The sequence below is a fragment of the Thermophilibacter sp. ET337 genome, assembly GCF_024733715.1.
Classification (GTDB): Bacteria; Actinomycetota; Coriobacteriia; order Coriobacteriales; family Atopobiaceae; genus Thermophilibacter.
Map to the genome: position 1 here is coordinate 132899 of NZ_JANRHO010000002.1, position 19460 is coordinate 152358.

Genomic DNA, 19460 nt, shown 5'->3' on the forward strand with positions numbered 1-19460 from the left:
CTAGCGGGCGTTGCGGAGGCCCTCGATGTGCACCTTCACGTCGACGTCTTCGAGCTCGGCGATCTGCTTGAGCAGGAACTTGACCGAGCTCGTGAGGTTGCCCACGACCGAGGCCATGTTGACGCCTTGCTCCACGATCACGTGCAGGTCAACCGAGACGCGGCCGCCCGAGGAGGCGACGTCGATGCCCTTGCGCAGGCGGAAGGACGGCAGCAGGCGAACGACGCCTGCCTGCTCGTCGAGCTCGGCCATGCCGACCACGCCGTAGCACTCGAGCGCGGCATAGCCCGCGAGGTCGGCGATGCAGTCATTGGACACCCTCAGCGTTCCTGGAACGACACCAGACATGTGGTCTCCTCTCGCTGGCGGAAGCTTCATACACACATTTGCTGTAGTATACCGCAGCTCCGGCGCGGGCGAGGGGGACGCGCGCCCGGGCGCTACAGGCGGCGCAGCTCCTCGACGAGACCGGTCTTGGAGTCGGTCTTCCCGTCGCGCATCTTGATCACGCGCGCCGGGACGCCCGCCACGACGGCTCCCGCGGGCACGTCCTCCACGCAGACGGCCCCGGCGGCCACGACGGCGCCCTCCCCCACGCGCACGCCCTCGAGCACCACGGCGTTGGCGCCGATCATGACGCCGTCCTCCACGACCACGGGCACGGCGCTCGCCGGCTCGACCACGCCCGCGAGCACGGTCCCCGCGCCCACATGGCAGTTGGCGCCCACGATGGCGCGCCCGCCGAGCACGGCCCCCATGTCGATCATGGTCCCCGGGCCCACCACGGCGCCTATGTTGATGACGGCGCCCATCATGATGACGGCCCCGTCGCCGATCTCGACGCGGTCGCGGATGATGGCGCCCGGCTCGATGCGGGCGTTGACGCCCTTGAGGTCGAGCAGGGGCACCGCGGAGTTGCGGCGGTCGCACTCCACGTCGAAGTACTCGATGCTCTCGGCGTTCTCCTCGAGGATGGCGGAGAGCTCGGACCACTCGCCGAAGACGATCTTGCCGTCGCGCCCGCCGTAGACGCGGGCGTCTCCCCAGTCCACGCGCATGCCGCAGCGCTCGTGCACGTACAGCTTGACCGGCGTGGTCTTGGGCGCGTTGGCGATAAAGTCGATGATCTCCTGGGCGTTCACAGGTCGTTCCTTTCTTTCGTGGGGGCGGAGGCCCCGCGCGTAGCAGTCGCTATCTTAGGCGGGCGATGGGCCGGGGCGCCCTTCCCCGCCGGGTTGAGCCCGCTCGCACTGCATGCCCGCACTCGTGAGTGCACGCAAGGAGTGCGGGCAGTTTTAGGTCCGTGGCGCATCGAGTGCCCGGCTCTTCTCGACACTTGCAAAGAAGTGTGCGCATCGAGTGCGCCCCGGCCCGCACTTGATGTGCCCTGCAAGAAGTGCGGGCGCAATCCCGGCGGACACCGTCGAGTGCGGGCAGAGCTTCGCCGCGCGCCCACATCCGGATGGGGCCGCCGGGACAGGCGAGAAGGACGGCGCTACCCGAACATCAGAGCGTCGAAGTCGTAGAAGCCGACCGGGCGATCGAGCAGGCGCTGCGCGGCGGCAACGGCGCCGGCGACGAAGATCTGGCGACTCGCGGCGCGATGGGTGAGGCAGAGCTCCTCGTCCGTGCCAAAGAAGTGCACCTCGTGCGTACCGGCGACGGTGCCTCCGCGAACGGCGTGGACGCCGATCTCTCCGGGGACGCGCGCGCCCACGATTCCCTCGCGGCCTCCCACGACCGGGCGCTCCCCCTTTGGGTCGATGGCGGCGAGCAGCGCCTTGGCGGTGCCGGAGGGCGCGTCGGCCTTCTGGTTGTGGTGGGTCTCGACGATCTCGACGTCCCATCCGGCCAGCGCCTCGGCGACCAGCGCCGTGGCCCGGCGCAGCGCCGCCACGCCCAGGGAGTAGTTGGACGACCAGATCACGCGGTTGGTCTTTCCCAGGGCGCGCAGCTCGTCCAGCTGCTCGGGCGCGTAGCCGGTGGCGCCGCTCACGAGCGCCGTGCCGGTTCGCCGCGCGTAGGCGAGCACGTGCGGCAGCGCCGCGGGCGCCGAGAAGTCGACGGTCACGTCCGCGGCGGGCGCGCCCTCGTCGAGCTCGGCGATGTTGTCCACGTCGAAGGAGCCCACGAGCTCAAAGCCCGCGGCGGCGAGCGCCTCGCGCACGAGGCGCCCCATGCGGCCGTTGCCGCCGACCACGATCGCGCTAGCCAACAAGACCAACCCCCCTCATGGCGGCGAGCAGGCGCGCGCGGCCGGCGTCGGAGATCTTCCACAGCGGCAGGCGGTAGTTCTCCTCGATGAGGCCCATCTCGGCGAGGGCGCACTTCACCGGGATCGGGTTGACCTCGCAGAACAGGGCGTGGATGAGCTCGAGGTTCTCGAGCTGGGCGGCACGCGCGGACGCGAGGTCGCCGGCGAGGAAGTCGGCGCACATCTTGTGCACCGTGGCGGGCGCGACGTCCGCCCACACCGAGATGACGCCCTTGGCGCCGAGGCTCATGAGCGGGACCACGATGTCGTCGTTGCCGGAGAACATGCGGAAGTCGTCGGAGAGGTAGCGCGCCGCCATGGTGGCGTACTCGATCGAGCCGGAGGCCTCCTTGATGCCCCAGGCGTTGGGGTGCCGCGCCAGGCGAGCGAGGTTTTTCTCGCTGATAGAGCAGCCGGTGCGGCCGGGGATGTTGTAGAGGATGCAGGGCACGTCCACCTTGTCGAGGACGGCGGTGAAGTGGTGGTAGATCCCCTCCTCGTTGGACTTGTTGTAGTAGGGCGTGATGAGCAGCAGGCCGTCGACGCCCACCTTGACGAGGCCGGCCGCCTTGCGCTCGGACTCGAAGGTGGCGTTGGAGCCGGCGCCGCCGATCACGGGGACGCGCCCGGCGACGCGCTCCACGACGCAGCGCGCGACGGCGAGGTCCTCCTCGTCGGTCATCGTGGAGGACTCGCCGGTGGTTCCGAGCACGAGGATGCCGTCGGTGCCGTTTTCCAAGTGAAAGTCGACGAGGCGCTCGAGGCCCTCGAAGTCGACGGAGCCGTCGGCGGCAAACGGCGTGACGAGCGCGACGATCGATCCGGTGAGGTTGGTCATGTCCATGGCGCTACCTTTCTCGATGCGGGGAGGGGGCCGTCCGTTGCCCGCGCTTCTCCACGATTACTTCCAGTCGGGGTTGACGTCGAGGGTGGCAAAGTAGTCGGAGGGCTTCTCGGCGCGCCGGATGAGCTCGGTGGAGCCATCCGTGCGCAGCAGCACCTCCGCGGAACGCAGCCGTCCGTTGTAGTTGTAGCCCATCGAGTGGCCGTGGGCGCCGGTGTCGTGGATGACGAGCAGGTCGCCCACCTGCACCTCGGGCAGCTCGCGGTCAATGGCGAACTTGTCGTTGTTCTCGCAGAGGTTGCCCGTCACGTCGTAGGTGCGCGTGGCCGGCCAGGCCGACTTGTCCGGGCCGCCCGCCTGCCCCATCACGGTGACATGGTGGTAGGCGCCGTACATCGCCGGGCGGATGAGGTCGACGGCGCTCGCGTCCACGCCGAGGTAGTCCTTGTAGATGCGCTTCTCGTGGATGACGCGGGTGACCAGGCAGCCGTAGGGCCCCATCATGAAGCGGCCCATCTCGGCGAAGATGGCGACGTCGCCCATGCCGGCCGGAACGAGCACCTCCTCGTAGGCGCGGCGGACCCCCTCGCCGATGGCGCGGATGTCGCAGGGCTCCTCGTCCGGGCGGTACGGGATGCCCACGCCGCCGGAGAGGTTGACAAAGCCCACGTGCACGCCGCACTCGCGCGAGAGGCGCACGGCCAGCTCGAAGAGGATGCGCGCGAGGGCGGGATAGTAGTCGTTGCCGTGCGTGTTGGAGGCGAGAAACGCGTGCAGGCCAAACTCGCGCGCGCCGCGGTCGCGCAGCATGCGGTAGGCCTCGAAGAGCTGCGGCTCGGTCATGCCGTACTTGGAGTCGCCGGGGTTGTCCATGATGCCGTTGGCCAGGCGGAAGAGCCCGCCGGGGTTGAAGCGGCAGCTCACGACCTCCGGGACGGGCCCCGCTACCTCCTCGAAGAAGGGGATGTGGGAGATGTCGTCGAAGTTCACGATCGCGCCGAGCTCGCGCGCGAGGGCAAAGTCATCCGCCGGCGTGTCGTTGGACGAGAACATGATCCTCTCGCCCGTGACGCCGAGGGCCCGGGCGATCATAAGCTCCGTGTAGCTGGAGCAGTCCACGCCGCAGCCGTACTCCGCAAGTATCCTGACCAGCGACGGGTTGGGGTTGGCCTTCACGGCAAAGTACTCGCGAAAGCCCGGGTTCCACGCAAACGCCTCGAGCACCGCCTCCGCGTTTGCGCGGATGCCGGCCTCGTCGTAGAGATGGAAGGGCGTGGGATGGCGCTCGGCGATGGCGACGAGCTGCTCTTTGCTCACAAACGGGTGCTTCATGCACGACTCCCCTGATAGCGCTCCTGCACGGTACTTGCAGACAGTCCTGCGGGTCTTTCCCGCAGGCCCACCCCGCGCCCGCGCCCGGGCGAGGAGTTCGGCGGGCTCGCCTCCCCGCGGGGTCGTGACGCCTGCCGGCTGCCCCGCGGATCTTCTCACCCGCGCCTCTATCGAGTGTTGCCACTGTAGCACGGCTTTGTCACGAGACAGCGATCCGAAGCCTCCGGTTGATACACTGGCAACAAAAAAGCTGACGTCAGGGGGAAACGTGTCGGACGAGAAGAACCTGGAGCTCGAGCGCCTCACGCGCTGGCGGCGCGACCTGCACCGCATTCCCGAGCTCGACTTTGAGCTGCCGCAGACCATGGCCTACGTGCGCGGGGTGCTCGAGGGGCTCTCCTGCGAGGTCCTGGAGCCCTGCGAGAGCTGCGTCTGCGCGTGGTTTGACCTCGGGCGGGAGCGCTCCGTCGCGCTGCGGGCCGACATGGACGCGCTCCCCGTGACCGAGCGCACGGGCGCCGCCTACGCGAGCGCCGCGCCCGGCCGCATGCACGCCTGCGGCCACGACGGCCACATGGCCATGGCGCTGGCCGCCGCCACGTGGGTGGACGACGTCGTGGGCGGCCGCGCGAGCGACGTCTGCGCGGAGGACCTCCCCCGCAACGTGCTCGTGGTGTTCCAGCCCGCAGAGGAGACCACGGGCGGCGCGGCGCTGGTCTGCGAAAGCGGCGTCTTCGATCGCTGCCGCGTCGAGCGCATCTTTGGCTTTCACCTCTGGCCCGACCTGCCGGCGGGGGCGCTGGCGTCGCGGCCCGGCCCCCTGCTCGCCCGCTCGAGCGAGGTCACCGCGGAGTTTGCCGGGCGCTCGAGCCACATCGCGCGCTGGCGCGAGGGTCGCGACGCGCTCGCGGCGGCGGCGCGCTTCGTGCCGTCGGCCGAGGCCATGTGCGGGCGCCTCCAGAAGGAGCTCGGCGAGCCGTGCCTGCTGCGCTTCGGCCGGCTCGAGGCGGGGACGGTGAGAAACGCCATCGCCGGCGCCGCGCGGGCGGAGGGCAGCCTGCGCGTCTTCTCGGACGCGATGTTCGACCGGGCGCGCGAGGCCGTGACCACGCTCGCGGAAAACGCCGCCAAGACCGAGGGCTGCACCGCTAAGATCACCTTCTCGGTGGGCTACCCGCCCGTGGCCAACGACGCCGCGCTCTTCTTTGCCGTGGAGAAGACCCTGCCTGAGCTGGGCCGCATTGACGAGCCGCTGCTCATCGCCGAGGACTTTGCCTTCTACCAGCGGCACCTGCCGGGCGTCTTTGTGCTGCTGGGCACGGGCACGGGCGTGCCGCTGCACGCGGACGCCTTCGACTTTGACGAGCGCGTGCTGCTCGCCGGCGCCGACGCCTACCGCCGCCTGCTGCGCATGCCGTAGCGCAAGCTCATCTCGGAACGCCCACGCGTTGTCCCCCGCGCCCGAACCGCCGGGAGCAGGGGACAACTCTTTGACCAGGTATGCCGAGAAGGGCGCGCAGCCCTTGCCGCCCCCTACTCGGGCGCCACGACCGGGTCGGCGTTGATGAGGTCCGACCCGCGGCCGTAGCTCGGGCGGGCGGCCTCGTGCTGCATCGCGAGCGCGAGGTCGCGCACGCGGCCGGCGGCCACGTTGTCATAGCGGTGGCAGGCGCAGGCGTGGTCGGGCAGCACCTCGCGGAGCTTGGGCGAGGCCACGTCGCAGGCGCCGACCTTGGCGAAGCAGCGGCTCGCGAAGCGGCAGCCCGCCGGTGGGTCGATGGGGCTCGGGACGTCGCCCTCGAGGATGATGCGGCGGCGCTGGAGCTTGGGGTCGGGGCTCGGGATCGCGGAGAGCAGCGCCTGGGTGTAGGGGCACAGCGGCTCGCTGTAGAGGCTGTTCTTGGGCGCGATCTCCATGAGGCGCCCCAGGTACATGACGCCCACGCGGTCGGAGATGTGCTTCACGACGTTGAGGCCGTGCGCGATGAAGAGGTACGTGAGGCCCAGCTGGTCCTTGAGGTCGTCCAGGAGGTTCAGGACCTGCGCCTGGATGGACACGTCGAGCGCGGAGACCGGCTCGTCGCAGACGATGAGCTTGGGGTTCACGGCGAGGGCGCGCGCGATGCCCACGCGCTGGCGCTGGCCGCCGGAGAACTCGTGCGGGTAGCGGTTCTTCATGTAGCTCGCGAGGCCCACGCGCTCGAGCAGCTCGTCCACGCGGGCGTCGATCTGGTCCTCGGGAAGCAGCTTGTTGGTGCGGATGGGCTCGGCCACGATCTGCGCGATCGTCATGCGCGGGTTCAGGCTCGCGTAGGGGTCCTGGAAGATCAGCTGGATGTCGCGGCAGAGCTGACGGCGCTCGGCCGTGGGCAGCGCGGTGATGTCGCGGCCCTCGAAGATGATCTTGCCGCTGGTGGGCTTGAGCAGGCCCACGAGCATCTTGCCGATGGTGGTCTTGCCGCAGCCCGACTCGCCCACCAGGCCAAAGGCCTCGCCGCGGCGGATGGTGAAGCTCACGTCGTCGACCGCCTGGACAAAGGACGTGGGCTTGCCGAAGAAGTTGGTGTCTGCCACGAAGCTCTTGGTGAGGTGCTGGACCTCGATGAGGTTGTCGTTCTTATCTGCCATCTAGCGCACCTCCTCGGGCGCGTCCTCGCCGCGACGGCGCGCGGCGGCCTCCATCGCCTGCTGGATGCGGGCACGCTCCTGCGCCTCGAGGGAGGCCTTGACCTGGTGTGCGTCGACGGTCGCCTCGACCGCGCGCTCGACCTCGGCCTCGTCCTCGTAGAGGAAGCAGCGCACGCGGCGCGTGGTCCCGGGCACCGTCGTGAGCTCGGGGCGCTCGGCGCGGCAGCGCTCCATGCAGCGCTCGCAGCGGTCCGAGAACGGGCAGCCCGCGGGCATGTCGAGCGGGTTGGGCACGGAGCCGCGGATCATGTAGAGCCGCTCGGAGGTCTCGTCCTCGAGGCGCGGGATGGAGTTCAGCAGGCCCAGGGTGTAGGGGTGCAGCGGGCGCTCGAAGATCTCGAACTTCTCGCCCTCCTCGACGACCTGGCCGCAGTACATGACCACGACGCGGTCGGCGACCTCGGAGACAACGCCCAGGTCGTGCGTGATGAGAAGGACGGCCATGTTGAACTCGTCGCGCAGCTTGTAGATGAGGTCGAGGATCTGCGCCTGGATGGTGACGTCGAGGGCCGTGGTGGGCTCGTCGGCGATCAGCAGCTTGGGGTCGCAGGAGAGCGCCATGGCGATCATGACGCGCTGGCGCATGCCGCCGGACATCTGGTGCGGGTAGTCGCGGGCGCGCTCCTCGGGGCTGGGGATGCCCACGACGCGCAGCATCTCGACGGCGCGCGCCCAGGCGTCCTTCTTGGACATGTCCGAGTGGGTGCGGATGGCCTCGACGATCTGGTCGCCCACGCGATAGACGGGGTTGAGCGAGGTCATGGGCTCCTGGAAGATCATCGAGATCTGCCCGCCGCGGACCTGCTCCATCTCGGCCTCCGAGGCGGCGAGGAGGTCCTTGCCGTCGAAGGTGATCGAGCCGCCGGCCACGTGACCGGGGTCCTGGAGCAGGCCCATGATCGAGAGCGACGTGACGGACTTGCCCGAGCCGGACTCGCCCACCACGGCGAGGATCTCGCCGCGCTCGAGGTCAAAGGTCACGCCGTCGACGGCGCGGACGACGCCCTTGCGCGTGGGGAACTCGGTGACCAGGTCGTGTACCTCTAGCAGTGCCATGTCGATCACCTACCTGTTCCTGCTCTTGGGGTCAAACGCGTCGCGGATGCCGTCGCCGAGCAGGTTGAACGCGAGCACGGTCACGGTGATCGCGAGGCCCGGGAAAATCATGGCGTGCGGCGCGGCGAAGATGTAGTTGCGGCCGCGACCGAGCATGTCGCCCCACTCCGCCGCCGGCGGCTGCACGCCGAGGCCGAGAAAGCCCAGGGCCGCCGCGTCCAGGATGGCACTCGAGATGCCGAGCGTGGCGCGGACGATGATCGAGGGCATGACGTTGGGCAGCACGTGACGGAAGATGATCGTGGCGTCGGAGTCGCCGATGACGCGCGCGGCGGCCACGTAGTCGGACTGCTTGACGGCGAGCACCTGGCTGCGCACGATGCGCGCGTACTCCGGGATGGAGACGAAGCCGATGGCGATGATCGCCTTGTCGATGCCGCGGCCGAGCGCCGCCATGAAGGCGATGGCGAGCAGGATCGACGGGATGGCGAGCATCATGTCCATGACGCGCATGATGATCGTGTCGACCACGCCGCCCTTGTAGCCGGCGACGGCGCCGAGCGTGACGCCGATCACGAGCGAGATGGCCACGGAGAGCAGGCCCACCGTGAGCGAGATCTGGCTGCCGATGAGGATGCGGCAGAAGATGTCGCGGCCCTGCTGGTCGGTGCCGAACCAGTGCTCGGCGCTCGGGCCCTGGAACGACGCGGAGAGGTCCTGCTGGTAGGGGTCGTACGGGAGGATCTGCGGCGCCACGAAGGTGACGATGGCCACCAGGGCGAGAAGGACGATGATCGCGAGGCTCACCATGGCGGGGACGTTCTTGCGCAGGGAGTACCAGACGTCCTTCCACAGCGACTCGGTCTTCTCGGCCGCGACGCCGCTCTCGGCGGCCTGGGCGGTTGCGTCTGCCATGTCGATCACCCCTCTTCCTTGCCGTAGGTGATGCGCGGGTCGAGGTAGGCGTAGATCACGTCGACCACGAGGTTGATGACGACGAAGATCACCGCGATGAGCAGGACCGCGCCCTGGACCACCGGGAAGTCGGACTTGAGGATGCAGTCGACCACGTACTTGCCGATGCCCGGCCACGCGAAGACCGTCTCGGTGAGCATGGCGCCGCCGAGCAGGCTTCCCAGCTGGAGGCCGATGACCGTGGTCACGGGCAGCATGGCGTTGCGCAGCGCGTGGTGGATGTCGACGCGGCGCTTCTTGAGGCCCTTGGCGCGGGCGGTGCGGACGTAGTCCTCGTTCAAGGTCTCGAGCATGCTCGAGCGCGTCATGCGCGTGATGACGGCCATCGAGTACATCGAGAGCGCGAGCGCCGGCAGCACGATGTGGCTGGCCGCGTCGGCGAAGGCCTCGAAGTCGCCCGAGAGCAGCGTGTCGAGCAGGTAGAGACCGGTGCCTCCCACCGGCGCGAGCAGCGGGTCGATGCGCCCGGAGCTCGGCAGCACGTGCAGCACGCCGGCGAACAGGATGATGAGCAGGACGCCGAGCCAGAAGATCGGCATCGAGACGCCCACGAGTGCCAGGATCGTGGCGAGGCCGTCGATCGGCGAGTTCTTGTGGGTGGCGGAGACCACGCCGAGCGCCACGCCGATCACCGCCGCGATGACGATGGCGACGAGCGCGAGCTCGACCGTCGCCGGGAAGCGGGAGAGCAGCTCGTCGGTGACGGCGGCGTGCGTGTAGTAGCTCTCGCCGAGGTCGCCGTGGAGCGCGCCGGTGATGAAGTTTATGTACTGCATGACGATGGGGTCGTTGAGGCCGTTGGCGTCACGCCACGCCTCCATGGCCTCCGCGGTCGCATGCTGGCCCAGCACGACGGGAGCTGGGTCGGCAGAGAACACGCGCATGATCAAGAAGACGATGATCGATACGCCCAGCAGCACCGGTATCGCGAGCAGGATGCGCTTGAGCACGTACTTGAGCACGCGTTCCTCCTTTCTCACTCGGGGGCGCGGGCGCGGGGCGCCGCGCAGAGAAGGGAACGGGCCGCGCTGGTCGGCCCGTTCCCGTGACGCTTGAAGATCGAAGCCGCGTTCTTCTCGCTAGGCGGTCTTGGTGACGCCCTCCATGTGGACGACGCCGGTGGGGTGATAGAAGAAGCCCTGGACCTTGGGGCTGTAGCCCGCGAGGTTCTTGGAGTGGGAGATGACCATCCACGGCATCTCGTCGGCGACCATCTGCTCGCACTGCTTGTAGATGTCGTTGCGGGCGTCGCCCTCCTCGGTGGCAAGGCCCTGCTGGATGAGGGCGTTGTACTCCTCGCTGCGGTAGCGGCCGACGTTCATGGAGACGTTCTCGTCGGCGAGGAGGTTCATGAAGTTGTCGGGGTCGCCGTTGTCGCCGACCCAGCCGTACAGGCAGCAGTCGAAGGCGTCGGTCTCGACCTTGGTCTGGTAGGTCGTCCAGTCGTAGGAGACGATCTCCATCTCGACGCCGACCTCGCGCAGGTAGCCCTGGATGGCCTCGGCGAGCGCCTGGCCGCCGATGGAGTTGTACGGGCGCGGGTTGGTGTAGGCGAGCATGGTGCAGCTGGTGATGCCGAGGTCGGCGAAGGTCTGCTTGGCGGCCTCGGGGTCATAGGCGGTCTGCTGGATGTCCTCGTCGTAGGGGGCCATCCACAGCGGCATGACGGAGGTGGCGACGCCGGCGTACTCGCCGTAGAGGCTCTGGACCATCTCCTCGACGTTGACGGCCTGGCAGAAGGCGCGACGGGCCTCGACGTCGGTGAAGGCGCCGGAGTCGTTGCGGAACGCCATGTAGTTGATGTTCATGCCGTCCTCGTCGAAGAGCTCGTAGCCCGCGTCGGTGATGGTGGGCACCACGGAGGCGTCGATGCCGTCGATGATGTCGACCTCGCCGTTGGTGAGGGCGGTCACGCGGCTGGAGTTCTCGGCGATGAAGCGGAAGATGACGTTCTTGGTCTGCGGCATGTGGTCCGCGTTCCAGTAGTCCTCGTTGGCCTCGAGGACGACGTTCTCGCCCTTGTTCCAGGAGACGAACTTGTAGGGGCCGGAGCCGATGGGGTTCTCGATGGAGTTGGCGCCGTTCTCGTAGGCCGAGGGGGCCACGACCGGGGCGGCGAGAGCCATCGCCATGTTCTTGATGAACGGCGTGGAGGCGGCGCGCAGGGTGATGACGAGCGTGGTGTCGTCGACGGCCTCGACGGAGGCGACGCCGGAGCCGGAGGCCTCGGAGCCAAAGACGAAGGAGGCGTAGGGCATGTCCTCGGTGCGGTTGGGCTCGAGCTGGCGTTCGATGTTCTTCTTCACGGCCTCGGCGTTGCAGTCGGTGCCGTCGTGGAACTTGACGCCCTCGTGCAGCTTGAAGGTGTAGGTCAGACCGTCGTCGGAGACCTCGGGCAGCTCGGCGAGGCCGGGGACGACGTCGCAGGTCTCGGTGTCATAGGCGAGCAGCGTGTCGTAGATGTTGCACATGATCTTCGCGGACTCGCCGTCGTCGACGTAGGCGGGGTCGAGGCCGCGCGGGTCGGCGCCCTGGGCGAAGGTGATGGTGTCGGCGATGCCGGACTCGGAGGAGCCGCCCTCGTCGCCGTCGGCCTCGCTGGCGCGCTGGCTGTTGCAGCCGGCGAGCGCAAAGACGCTGGTCGCGGAGACCGCGCCCATCGCCTGGACGAAGCGGCGCCTGGAAATGTCTGCCATGGTCATGGTTGTTCTCCCTCCCGTGGGGTCGTTGCACGGGCTACTTTAGTCCCGTGGAGCGCGGGAAGGTCACAAAAGAAACAAAAGTGAGCCAAGAGGAAACGGCGCGGCTTTGAACCTGAAGCAGGCTTGAAACAATGCGCGGCGGGCAAATGGGACGGACGCGGGGCGCGGCGCGGGGCGTGAGCTGGGGCGGAGGCAGCCTCTCGTCAGTGGGGCGGAGGCAGCCTCTCGTCAGGGTCTTGCGATACAAAAGAGGGAGGCCCTTGGGCCTCCCTCGAACGCTCTCTTTGTGGCTGAGCTGCTAGCTGCGGGCAATCTTGCCGGACTTGAGGCAGCGAGAGCAGACGTTGGCCTTGCGGCGGTGACCGTCGACCACGACGGTGACGCGCTGGATGTTGGGCTTGAACGTGCGGTTCACCACGCGGTGGGAGTGGCTGATGGAATGACCGGCAACGGCGTGCTTGCCGCAGAACTCACAAACCTTGGACATGACTCGTACCTCCTCGGGGGCGCGGCGCTCTTCTCGCGCCCGCATCTTTCACAGCTCGCCAACTATAGCACATGCGGTGCTGGCTGCAACGAGAAACCCCAACTTATTGTGGCGTTTTTGTTGCCCGGAGCAGAAACGCGGCGACGGCGCCCGCGCGGCAGGCCACCTCGGCGTCCGGGGTCGTGACCACGTTGGAGATTCCGAGGTCGTCGAGCAGGCCCATCGGGTGGTCGTCGAGCTCCCAACGCATGCCGCGCTCGTCGATGCGCGTGTCCGGGGCAACGGCGACGGCCGAGAACGTCGCTCCCGGGGCGTCCGGCCCCAGGTACCAGCGGCTCTCCCCCGCCGCCGAGACGATGCGCATCTCGTAGGCGTCCTCGACGATCCGGGCGCGGGCGGCCCCGGAGCCGGCGAGCAGCCCCACGACCGCGAGCGCGTGGTCGGGACGACCGCCGGAGGCGCAGGTCAGCGTGATGGCGAGGGGTCGGGCCTGGCGCGACGCCTCGTGGCGCGCGCAGTCGAGCGCAAGCGAGAGATCCGTCGCGTACTTCTCCGAAGGAAAGCCCACGCACGTCCGGGCGGCGGCCCGGGCCCATGCGGCCGCCTCGGAGCTCGCCGAGTCGGAGTCGCCGCAGAAGACGTCCGGGGCGACGCCGGCGGCGCGGCAGGCGTCGGCGCCGCCGTCCGCGCAGATCACGTAGTCCGCCTCGTCGGCGAGCACGGCGAGCAGACCAGGGGAGCTCGGCTCGGGCGAGCCGGCGACCACCAGCGCGGCGAGCGGGGCACCGTGGACCGGGACGGGACGCTCGTAGTCGCGCAGCAGCGGAACCGAGAGCTCGGCGAAGCCGTGGACGAAGACGTCGCAGAACGGACGGACGTCCTCCTCGCGACGGCCGTCGTGGTCGTTGATGAGGCCGACCACGGCAAAGCCCGCGCGGCGGGCGGTCCGCACGCCGAAGGGGGCGTCCTCGAAGACCCACGTCGCCTCGCGCGGGGCGCCCAGGCGTCGGGCCGCCTCGAGGTAGACGTCGGGAAACTCCTTGTCGCGGCCTCCCACGTCCTCGGTGCTCACCACGTCGGCGAAGTAGCGCGAGAGGCCGTGGACGTCGAGGCAGCAGCGCAGCTCGCGCACCGGGGTCGAGGAGGCGAGGACCATCGGCACGCCCGCGGAGGCGAGCTCGTCCAGAAACTCCCGGGCGCCCGGCATGAGCGCGACCTCGTGCTCGTAGGCATCGCGCACGTGGGCGCAGAGCTCCTCGTAGAGCTCGTCGGTCGAATCGGGGATGCCGAGCTCGTCATGGAAGTAGGAGCAGGTGTCGCGCAGCGAGAGCGACTCGATGCGCGACAGCGGGACGGGGTCCTTCCCGTGCCGCTCGGCGAGCCAGTCCCACGCGTGGGCCCACATGCCCATCGAGTCGACGAGCGTCCCGTCGCAGTCAAAGATCGCGCCCGCTATCTCCATCGCTCCCCTTCCCTCGGCGCCCAACACATCATAGTTGATGGCGACGGGAGGCCGCGCGGGAGCGCCGAGGCACGGCGGAGGCGCGACGGGACTGCAATATGGGCCTTCGATCCATATTGGCCGGCGCGCCAGAACAAAACCGGGCTTCGATCCATGAGTTTTTGAGACTCGATGCGACGGGGCCGGAACAAAGCCGCAGGATCGGTCCAAGCGCGCCGGACCCGACGGCCCCCAAACGGCCTCGGAGGGCGATTTTTCCATGGATCGAAGCGAGGTTTTGTTCTGGCGCGCCGGCAAATATGGACTGGAGGACGATTCTGCACGGCGCAGGCCGCGCGCGGGAGAGGCCCGCGACAGCCGGACTGCGCAGGCAGGGTGAATATGGCGGCGGGAGACGGATTCTCGCGTGAGACGGCGGCGAGGTTGGGTAAAGTATCCTGCGGTTTGATTGAGACGTCTTGAGCACCACCGGAGGGAACCATGGCACGTTACGACTATCACTGCCCGGACTGCGGGATCACGTTCGAGGTGGAGCACCCCATGAGCGCCCACCCCAAGGTGAGCTGCCCGACCTGCGGGCACGAGGCCGAGCGCGTCTTTGACCCCTCGGGCATCGTCTTCAAGGGGTCGGGCTTCTACAACACCGACCAGCGGGGCAAGGGCTCCGCGCCCAAGAGCGAAAAGTGCGAGAGCTGCGGCGCCTGCGACTAGGCGCGAGACGGCAGATGACGTGACGAAGGCGGCCCCTCGGGGCCGCCTTCTTCGTGTTGCGGCGGTCCTGCCGCTCGCGCGCCCGCTACGCGAACTGCGAGCGGTAGAGCTCGGCGTACGCGCCGCCGGCGGCGAGCAGCTGCTCGTGGGTCCCCTGCTCGATGATCGTCCCCTTCTCCATCACGAGGATGAGGTCCGCGTCGACGATCGTCGAGAGGCGATGCGCGATGACGAAGCTCGTGCGGTTCTCCATGATGGCCTCCATCGCGCGAACGATGGCCTGCTCGGTGCGGGTGTCAACGCTGGAGGTTGCCTCGTCGAGGATGAGGATCGCCGGGTCGGTGAGCATGGCGCGCGCGATCGTGAGCAGCTGCCGCTGGCCCTGGGAGATGTTCTCCGCGTCGTTGGAGAGCAGCGTGTCGTAGCCATGCGGCAGCGTGCGCACGAAGAAGTCAACGTGCGCGGCGCGGGCCGCGGCCTCGACCTCCTCGCGGGTGGCGCCGGGCTTGCCGTAGGCGATGTTCTCGGCGATGGTCCCCTCGAAGAGCCACGCGTCCTGGAGCACCATGCCAAACTGGCGGCGCAGCTCGGCGCGGGTGAGCGAGCGCGTGTCGACCCCGTCGAGCGTGATCCGCCCGCCGTCGACCTCGTAGAAACGCATGAGCAGGTTGATCAGCGTGGTCTTTCCGGCGCCTGTAGCTCCGACGATGGCGACCTTCTGCCCCGGCTCGGCGACGAGCGACACGTCGCGCATGAGCGGGCGGTCCGGGGCGTAGCCAAAGCGAACGTGCTCGAAGGCCACGCGGCCGCGCACCGTCTCCGGCAGCGCCTCGGGCGTGACGGGGTCGGGCACGACCTCGGGCTCGTCGACGAGCGCGAAGACGCGCTCCGCGGCGGCGAGCGCGCCCTGGAGCATGTTCACCGTGAGCGAGAGCTGCGTGAGCGGCTCGGAGGCCTGCATCACGTACTGGAAGAAGGCCTGGAAGACACCGACGGAGATCTGGCCCATGACAAGCATGCCGCCCGCGAGCAGACCAATGGTCACCTGGCACAGGCGCATGAGCAGGCGGATGGCCGGCGCAATGGCGTTGGTCACGAAGTCGGCGCTGCCGGAGGTCTCGGCGAGCGCCTCCGCCGCGGCGCGGACCTCGGCGAGGCTCGCCCCCTCGCGGCCGAAGGCCTTGATGACGGCGCGGCCGCTGTAGGCCTCCTCGACGCGCCCCGTGAGGGTGCCGAGCGCCTCCTGGCGCGCCGCGGCCAACTTGAGCGTGTAGGTCGTGACGAGCTTGGTGACCACCGCCGCGACGAGCGCAAACGCCACGAAGATGCCGGTGAGCGCAAGATCGTAGGTCGCCATCAAGACGATGGCGCCGCCCACCATGGCAAAGGCCATCAGCAGCTGGAGCAGGCCGCGCTGCAGGACCTCGGAGATCTTGTCGAGGTCGTTGGTGGCGCGGCTGATGGTGTCGCCGGGCTGGTGCGCGTCGTAGTAGGCGAGCGGCAGGCGGGAGAGCTTGTCGGCGATCTGGCCGCGCAGGCGCAGGTTCAGGCGCTCGGCGAAGCTCGCCATGACGAGCGCCTGGACGGTGTAGGCCGCCCATGCCGCCGTCCAGATGCCGAAGAAGACGAGGATCTCGCGACCGGCGTTTTCCAGCGACACCACGAAGGGCTCGCCCGCGGCGAAGCTCGCCTGGATCCCCGCCCAGAGGTGGTCGATGAGGCCGGCGCTGTAGGCGGTGGCACCGAGGCTTCCCGCCACGTAGGCGACCGAGCAAAATGCCGCCACCACGAGTCGCCAGCGCTGGCCGGCCGCGGCGGACCACAGGCGCGCCGCGGTGCCGAGGGCGTCGGAGGGCACGTCGAGCTCGCCCTCCGAGGACGCACCGTCCCCGGCGGCGGGGTCCTCCCCGCGCTCGAGGCGCTCGAGCTCGTCGAGCTCGCGGTTCTTCTCGCTAGGCATCCGCATCTCCCCCTCTCGTCTGGGAGTCGGCGATGGCACGGTAGGTGGGGCAGCCGGCCATGAGCTCGTCGTGGGTCCCCAGGCCCACGACCTCGCCGTCCTTGAGGACGACGATCTGGTCGGCGTCGTGGATGGTGCTCACGCGCTGGGCGATGATCAGCGTCGCGGCGTCGGCGAGCTCGGAGGAGAGCGCGTGGCGCAGCGCGGCGTCGGTCTTGTAGTCGAGCGCGGAGAACGAGTCGTCAAAGACGTAGAGGTCGGCGTGGCGAACGAGGGCGCGGGCGATCGCGAGGCGCTGGCGCTGCCCGCCCGAGAAGTTCGTGCCGCCCTGCGCCACGCGGGTCCCCAGGCCGTCGGCGAGGTCGCGCACGAACGAGCCCTGGGCCACGTCGAGGGCGTGCCAGAGGCGCTCGTCGGAGGCCTTGGCGTCGCCGTGGCGCAGGTTCTCGGCCACGGTGCCCGAGAAGAGCCACGCCTTCTGCGGCACGTACGCGATGCGGCGGCGCAGCTCGTCCTGGGTGAGGCGGCGCACGTCGACGCCTCCGAAGCTCAGGCTTCCGCCCGTGACGTCGTTGAAGCGCAGCAGCATCTTGGCAATCGTGGACTTGCCCGACCCGGTGTTGCCAATGATGGCCGTGACCTGGCCGCGCCGCAGCGCGAAGGAGATGTCGTGCAGGGTGTCCTCGTCGGCGTCGGAGAAGCGCAGGCTCACGTGGTCGAAGCGCGCGACCTCGTCGCCGCCCTCGCCCGCCGCGGCAAGGGCGGCCGGCGTCGCGGCGTCGACGATCTCGGGCTCGACGTCGAGCACCTCGGCGGCGCGCGTGAGGCAGGCGAGCGCGCGCGGGACCTGCAGGATCGCGAACTGCGCCATCATCATGAACATCATGATGAGCATCGCGTACTCCACGAGCGCCGAGATCGAGCCGATCTGCATCGCATGGGCGCCCACGCGGTCCGCGCCCACCCACATGATCGTGGCCTCGACGACGTTCATGAGGAAAAACGTCATGGAGTCCGTGACCGCGAAGACGAGGTTCACGCGGATGGCGTTGCTCGCGTACTCGGTGAAGGTCTCGTCGAGGCGGGCGCGCTCGTGCGGCTCCTTGCCAAAGGCGCGGATCACGCGCACGCCCGTGATGGACTCGCGCAGGCGCGTGTTCATGTTGTCGATGAAGCCCTGGAGGCGCGTGAAGATGGGCGCCGAGCGGGCAACGGCGACGGCGGAGATCGCGACGATGGCCACCGTGACCGCGAGCAGGACCCAGCCCATCACCACGTCCGTGGAGAAGGCCAGCCAGATGGAGATCGCGCACATGATGGGCACCGGGAAGATCATGAGGATCGACATGAGCAGCGTCTGCTGGATCACGTTGGCGTCCGAGAGCGTGCGCGTGATCATCGAGCCCGTCCCGAAGGCGTTGAAGTCCGACCCCGAGAACGCAAGCGAGGACTCGTAGACGCGCATGCGCAGGTCGCGGCCCACCTTGGCGCAGAGGCGCGAGGTGAGGAAGACCGTCGTGAGATAGCCGCCCGAGCCCACGAGCGCCGCGATGAGCATGGCCACGCCATGTCCCATGAGCGCGCTCATGTCACGGGTGTTCACGGCCACGTTGACCATGGCCGAGAGCTGCGTGGGAATGTAGAGCATGCCCGTCATGTCGCAGATCGACGCCAGCAAGATCGCGGCGAGCAGGCCCTTGTACGGGGCCACGAGGCTCACGAGCAGGCGCGCCGAGGTGCGCTTGCTGTAGTCGCGGTTCTTGTCGCTCAATTCCTCTCCCCTCCCTCGTCGGGCGACGCCTGGGGCGCGTCGCCGCGCGTGTCTTCCGTGCGCCGCGCCAGCCGGCTGAGCTCGCGGTCGATCGCCGCGGTGTAGGCCGCGGCGAGCCGCAGGAACTCCGAGCGCTCCTCGGGCTCGAGGCTCGCGAAGGCGCGGTCCTCGGCCTCGATGGCCGGGACGATGCGCTCGTCGCTGAAGGCGCGCCCGGCTGCCGTGAGCGAAACGAGCTTGCCGCGCCGGTCGTCGGGCGCGCCGGAGAGCTCGACGAGCCCCTTGGCCGCGAGCGTCTTGAGCGCGGAGTTCACTGTCTGCTTGGAGTAGGAGAACTCCCCTGCGATGCGCGCCTGCGTGGCGCTGCCGCCGGAGACCTCGAGTGCGTAGAGGATCCAGTACGCGGTCTCCGAGATGCCGCACCCGCGTGCGAACTCGTAGTAGATCTTGTCGGTCTTCTGGTAGAGAACGTCAAGCTCGCGGGCACTCGCGACCTTGGGCTCGTTGGTCATTGCTCCCCTCTCCACGACGGCGGAAGGCAAGATTAGTCCGATTTCGGACCATTGTCAAGTGCGGCGGGCGAGAAGGACGAGGGGCGCTTAGCCTTTGCCGCGCATCACACGGAGCGGGGCGCGGTTGCTTACGAAACGCCGCCCGTCGCACACGGCGGCGCCGTCGCGCTTAATCTTCGCCGCGCATCGCGCGCAGTTGGCACATCGAGCTTAACGATCCCCGCGCATCACGCGCGGCGGGCCCGTCACGCTTAACGATCGCCGCCCATCGCGCGCGGCGGGCCCCTTCCGGCAGCAGGCCGCTGCGATGGGCGGCGATCGTTAAGCACCGAGAAGGGCGGGCGTGCGATGGGCGGGGACGATTAAGCATCGCAGGCGAAGGGGACGGGGGCCGGTTGCGGGTAGGCGGCGCGGGCGTTGCGGGTTTTGGGGCCAGGGCGCGGCGGCGCGAGGCGGCGTTACGATTCCGGCGGCCAGGGCAGGGCGCCGCGGCGTCAGGTGGGTCGCGGGCGCCACGACGGGCCCGCAGACACCGGAAACGTTGCGGAATCGCGAGTCGTGGCGTGACGCGGGCGCGGGACGCGCGCCGGGAGGCGGCGCGCTGCCCTGGGCGCCGTGCCACGACCCCGGAAAGCGCAACGCGCCCGAGACGGATCCGTGCCCCGGCCGGCAAAAGCGAAACAAAGGGCGAGAAGGACGCGCGGTC

At 69.1% G+C, this 19460-nt stretch carries 17 protein-coding genes and 1 riboswitch; of the genes, 2 read left to right on the forward strand and 15 right to left on the reverse strand.

From position 1 onward, the window contains the following. The 5 genes from NW198_RS02775 to NW198_RS02795 all read right to left on the reverse strand — a co-directional run bounded on the left by NW198_RS02775 (window position 1) and on the right by NW198_RS02795 (window position 4430). Window positions 1-348 (reverse strand): Asp23/Gls24 family envelope stress response protein, encoded by a 348-nt coding sequence (locus tag NW198_RS02775; RefSeq protein ID WP_087315870.1) that lies wholly within the window; start codon window positions 346-348, stop codon window positions 1-3. Window positions 349-440: 92 nt separating this feature from the next. Further along, a complete protein-coding gene (dapD, locus tag NW198_RS02780) occupies window positions 441-1142 on the reverse strand; it encodes a 2,3,4,5-tetrahydropyridine-2,6-dicarboxylate N-acetyltransferase (RefSeq protein ID WP_087315872.1) in 702 nt (233 codons plus the stop codon). Between the two features lie 353 nt (window positions 1143-1495). After that, complete coding sequence (dapB, locus tag NW198_RS02785; protein ID WP_087315874.1) at window positions 1496-2215, reverse strand: 4-hydroxy-tetrahydrodipicolinate reductase; 720 nt, start codon at window positions 2213-2215, stop codon at window positions 1496-1498. Next, entirely contained in the window at window positions 2208-3098 is an 891-nt protein-coding gene (gene dapA / locus NW198_RS02790; RefSeq protein WP_258339909.1) for a 4-hydroxy-tetrahydrodipicolinate synthase, read from the reverse strand. The genes dapB and dapA overlap by 8 nt, the downstream gene beginning before the upstream one ends. A gap of 57 nt (window positions 3099-3155) precedes the next feature. Then, a complete protein-coding gene (locus NW198_RS02795) occupies window positions 3156-4430 on the reverse strand; it encodes a diaminopimelate decarboxylase (RefSeq protein WP_258339910.1) in 1275 nt (424 codons plus the stop codon). A 7-nt stretch (window positions 4431-4437) separates the two neighbouring features. Next, window positions 4438-4608: riboswitch (Lysine riboswitch) on the reverse strand. Between the two features lie 90 nt (window positions 4609-4698). Between NW198_RS02795 and NW198_RS02800 the strand changes: the two genes are divergently transcribed. Then, entirely contained in the window at window positions 4699-5850 is a 1152-nt protein-coding gene (locus NW198_RS02800; RefSeq protein ID WP_258339911.1) for an amidohydrolase, read from the forward strand. A gap of 113 nt (window positions 5851-5963) precedes the next feature. On the opposite strand, the gene NW198_RS02805 is transcribed toward NW198_RS02800, so the two are convergent. From NW198_RS02805 to NW198_RS02835, 7 genes are all read right to left on the reverse strand, one after another. Further along, window positions 5964-7058 (reverse strand): ABC transporter ATP-binding protein, encoded by a 1095-nt coding sequence (locus NW198_RS02805; protein WP_258339912.1) that lies wholly within the window; start codon window positions 7056-7058, stop codon window positions 5964-5966. After that, on the reverse strand, window positions 7059-8174 hold the full coding sequence (locus NW198_RS02810) for an ABC transporter ATP-binding protein (protein ID WP_087315905.1): 1116 nt from the start codon (window positions 8172-8174) through the stop codon (window positions 7059-7061). A gap of 9 nt (window positions 8175-8183) precedes the next feature. Further along, entirely contained in the window at window positions 8184-9089 is a 906-nt protein-coding gene (gene nikC, locus NW198_RS02815) for a nickel transporter permease (protein ID WP_258339914.1), read from the reverse strand. A 5-nt stretch (window positions 9090-9094) separates the two neighbouring features. Beyond that, on the reverse strand, window positions 9095-10111 hold the full coding sequence (locus NW198_RS02820; RefSeq protein ID WP_087315882.1) for an ABC transporter permease: 1017 nt from the start codon (window positions 10109-10111) through the stop codon (window positions 9095-9097). Window positions 10112-10228: 117 nt separating this feature from the next. Further along, complete coding sequence (locus NW198_RS02825) at window positions 10229-11845, reverse strand: ABC transporter substrate-binding protein (protein ID WP_258339915.1); 1617 nt, start codon at window positions 11843-11845, stop codon at window positions 10229-10231. Window positions 11846-12149: 304 nt separating this feature from the next. Further along, window positions 12150-12338 carry a 50S ribosomal protein L28 gene (gene rpmB, locus NW198_RS02830; RefSeq protein ID WP_072371255.1) on the reverse strand — a complete coding sequence of 63 codons (189 nt, stop codon included), beginning with the start codon at window positions 12336-12338 and terminating at the stop codon, window positions 12150-12152. Window positions 12339-12441: 103 nt separating this feature from the next. Beyond that, window positions 12442-13800 carry a thiamine diphosphokinase gene (locus NW198_RS02835; protein ID WP_258339918.1) on the reverse strand — a complete coding sequence of 453 codons (1359 nt, stop codon included), beginning with the start codon at window positions 13798-13800 and terminating at the stop codon, window positions 12442-12444. Window positions 13801-14280: 480 nt separating this feature from the next. On the opposite strand from NW198_RS02835, the gene NW198_RS02840 reads away from it, so the two are divergent. Continuing rightward, complete coding sequence (locus NW198_RS02840) at window positions 14281-14511, forward strand: FmdB family zinc ribbon protein (RefSeq protein ID WP_087315888.1); 231 nt, start codon at window positions 14281-14283, stop codon at window positions 14509-14511. Window positions 14512-14596: 85 nt separating this feature from the next. Here the strand turns inward: NW198_RS02840 and NW198_RS02845 are convergent, their stop codons facing one another. Genes NW198_RS02845 through NW198_RS02855 form a run of 3 tightly spaced genes read right to left on the reverse strand, consistent with a single transcriptional unit; the run spans window position 14597 to window position 18754 of the window. After that, window positions 14597-16471, reverse strand: a complete 1875-nt coding sequence (locus NW198_RS02845) for an ABC transporter ATP-binding protein (protein WP_258339921.1) — start codon at window positions 16469-16471, stop codon at window positions 14597-14599. Further along, a complete protein-coding gene (locus NW198_RS02850; protein ID WP_258339923.1) occupies window positions 16464-18242 on the reverse strand; it encodes an ABC transporter ATP-binding protein in 1779 nt (592 codons plus the stop codon). Before NW198_RS02850 ends, NW198_RS02845 begins: the two co-directional genes overlap by 8 nt. After that, on the reverse strand, window positions 18239-18754 hold the full coding sequence (locus NW198_RS02855) for a MarR family winged helix-turn-helix transcriptional regulator (protein WP_258339926.1): 516 nt from the start codon (window positions 18752-18754) through the stop codon (window positions 18239-18241). Before NW198_RS02855 ends, NW198_RS02850 begins: the two co-directional genes overlap by 4 nt. Window positions 18755-19460 lie beyond the last annotated feature (706 nt).

What these genes read in the sequence shown, in the direction of transcription:
- NW198_RS02775 (WP_087315870.1), bottom strand. Translation starts at nt 348, where the DNA reads ATGTCTGGTGTCGTTCCAGGAACGCTGAGGGTGTCCAATGACTGCATC.
- dapA (WP_258339909.1), bottom strand. Translation starts at nt 3,098, where the DNA reads ATGGACATGACCAACCTCACCGGATCGATCGTCGCGCTCGTCACGCCG.
- NW198_RS02795 (WP_258339910.1), bottom strand. Translation starts at nt 4,430, where the DNA reads ATGAAGCACCCGTTTGTGAGCAAAGAGCAGCTCGTCGCCATCGCCGAG.
- NW198_RS02805 (WP_258339912.1), bottom strand. Translation starts at nt 7,058, where the DNA reads ATGGCAGATAAGAACGACAACCTCATCGAGGTCCAGCACCTCACCAAG.
- NW198_RS02810 (WP_087315905.1), bottom strand. Translation starts at nt 8,174, where the DNA reads ATGGCACTGCTAGAGGTACACGACCTGGTCACCGAGTTCCCCACGCGC.
- nikC (WP_258339914.1), bottom strand. Translation starts at nt 9,089, where the DNA reads ATGGCAGACGCAACCGCCCAGGCCGCCGAGAGCGGCGTCGCGGCCGAG.
- NW198_RS02825 (WP_258339915.1), bottom strand. Translation starts at nt 11,845, where the DNA reads ATGGCAGACATTTCCAGGCGCCGCTTCGTCCAGGCGATGGGCGCGGTC.
- rpmB (WP_072371255.1), bottom strand. Translation starts at nt 12,338, where the DNA reads ATGTCCAAGGTTTGTGAGTTCTGCGGCAAGCACGCCGTTGCCGGTCAT.
- NW198_RS02835 (WP_258339918.1), bottom strand. Translation starts at nt 13,800, where the DNA reads ATGGAGATAGCGGGCGCGATCTTTGACTGCGACGGGACGCTCGTCGAC.
- NW198_RS02840 (WP_087315888.1), top strand. Translation starts at nt 14,281, where the DNA reads ATGGCACGTTACGACTATCACTGCCCGGACTGCGGGATCACGTTCGAG.
- NW198_RS02845 (WP_258339921.1), bottom strand. Translation starts at nt 16,471, where the DNA reads ATGCCTAGCGAGAAGAACCGCGAGCTCGACGAGCTCGAGCGCCTCGAG.
- NW198_RS02855 (WP_258339926.1), bottom strand. Translation starts at nt 18,754, where the DNA reads ATGACCAACGAGCCCAAGGTCGCGAGTGCCCGCGAGCTTGACGTTCTC.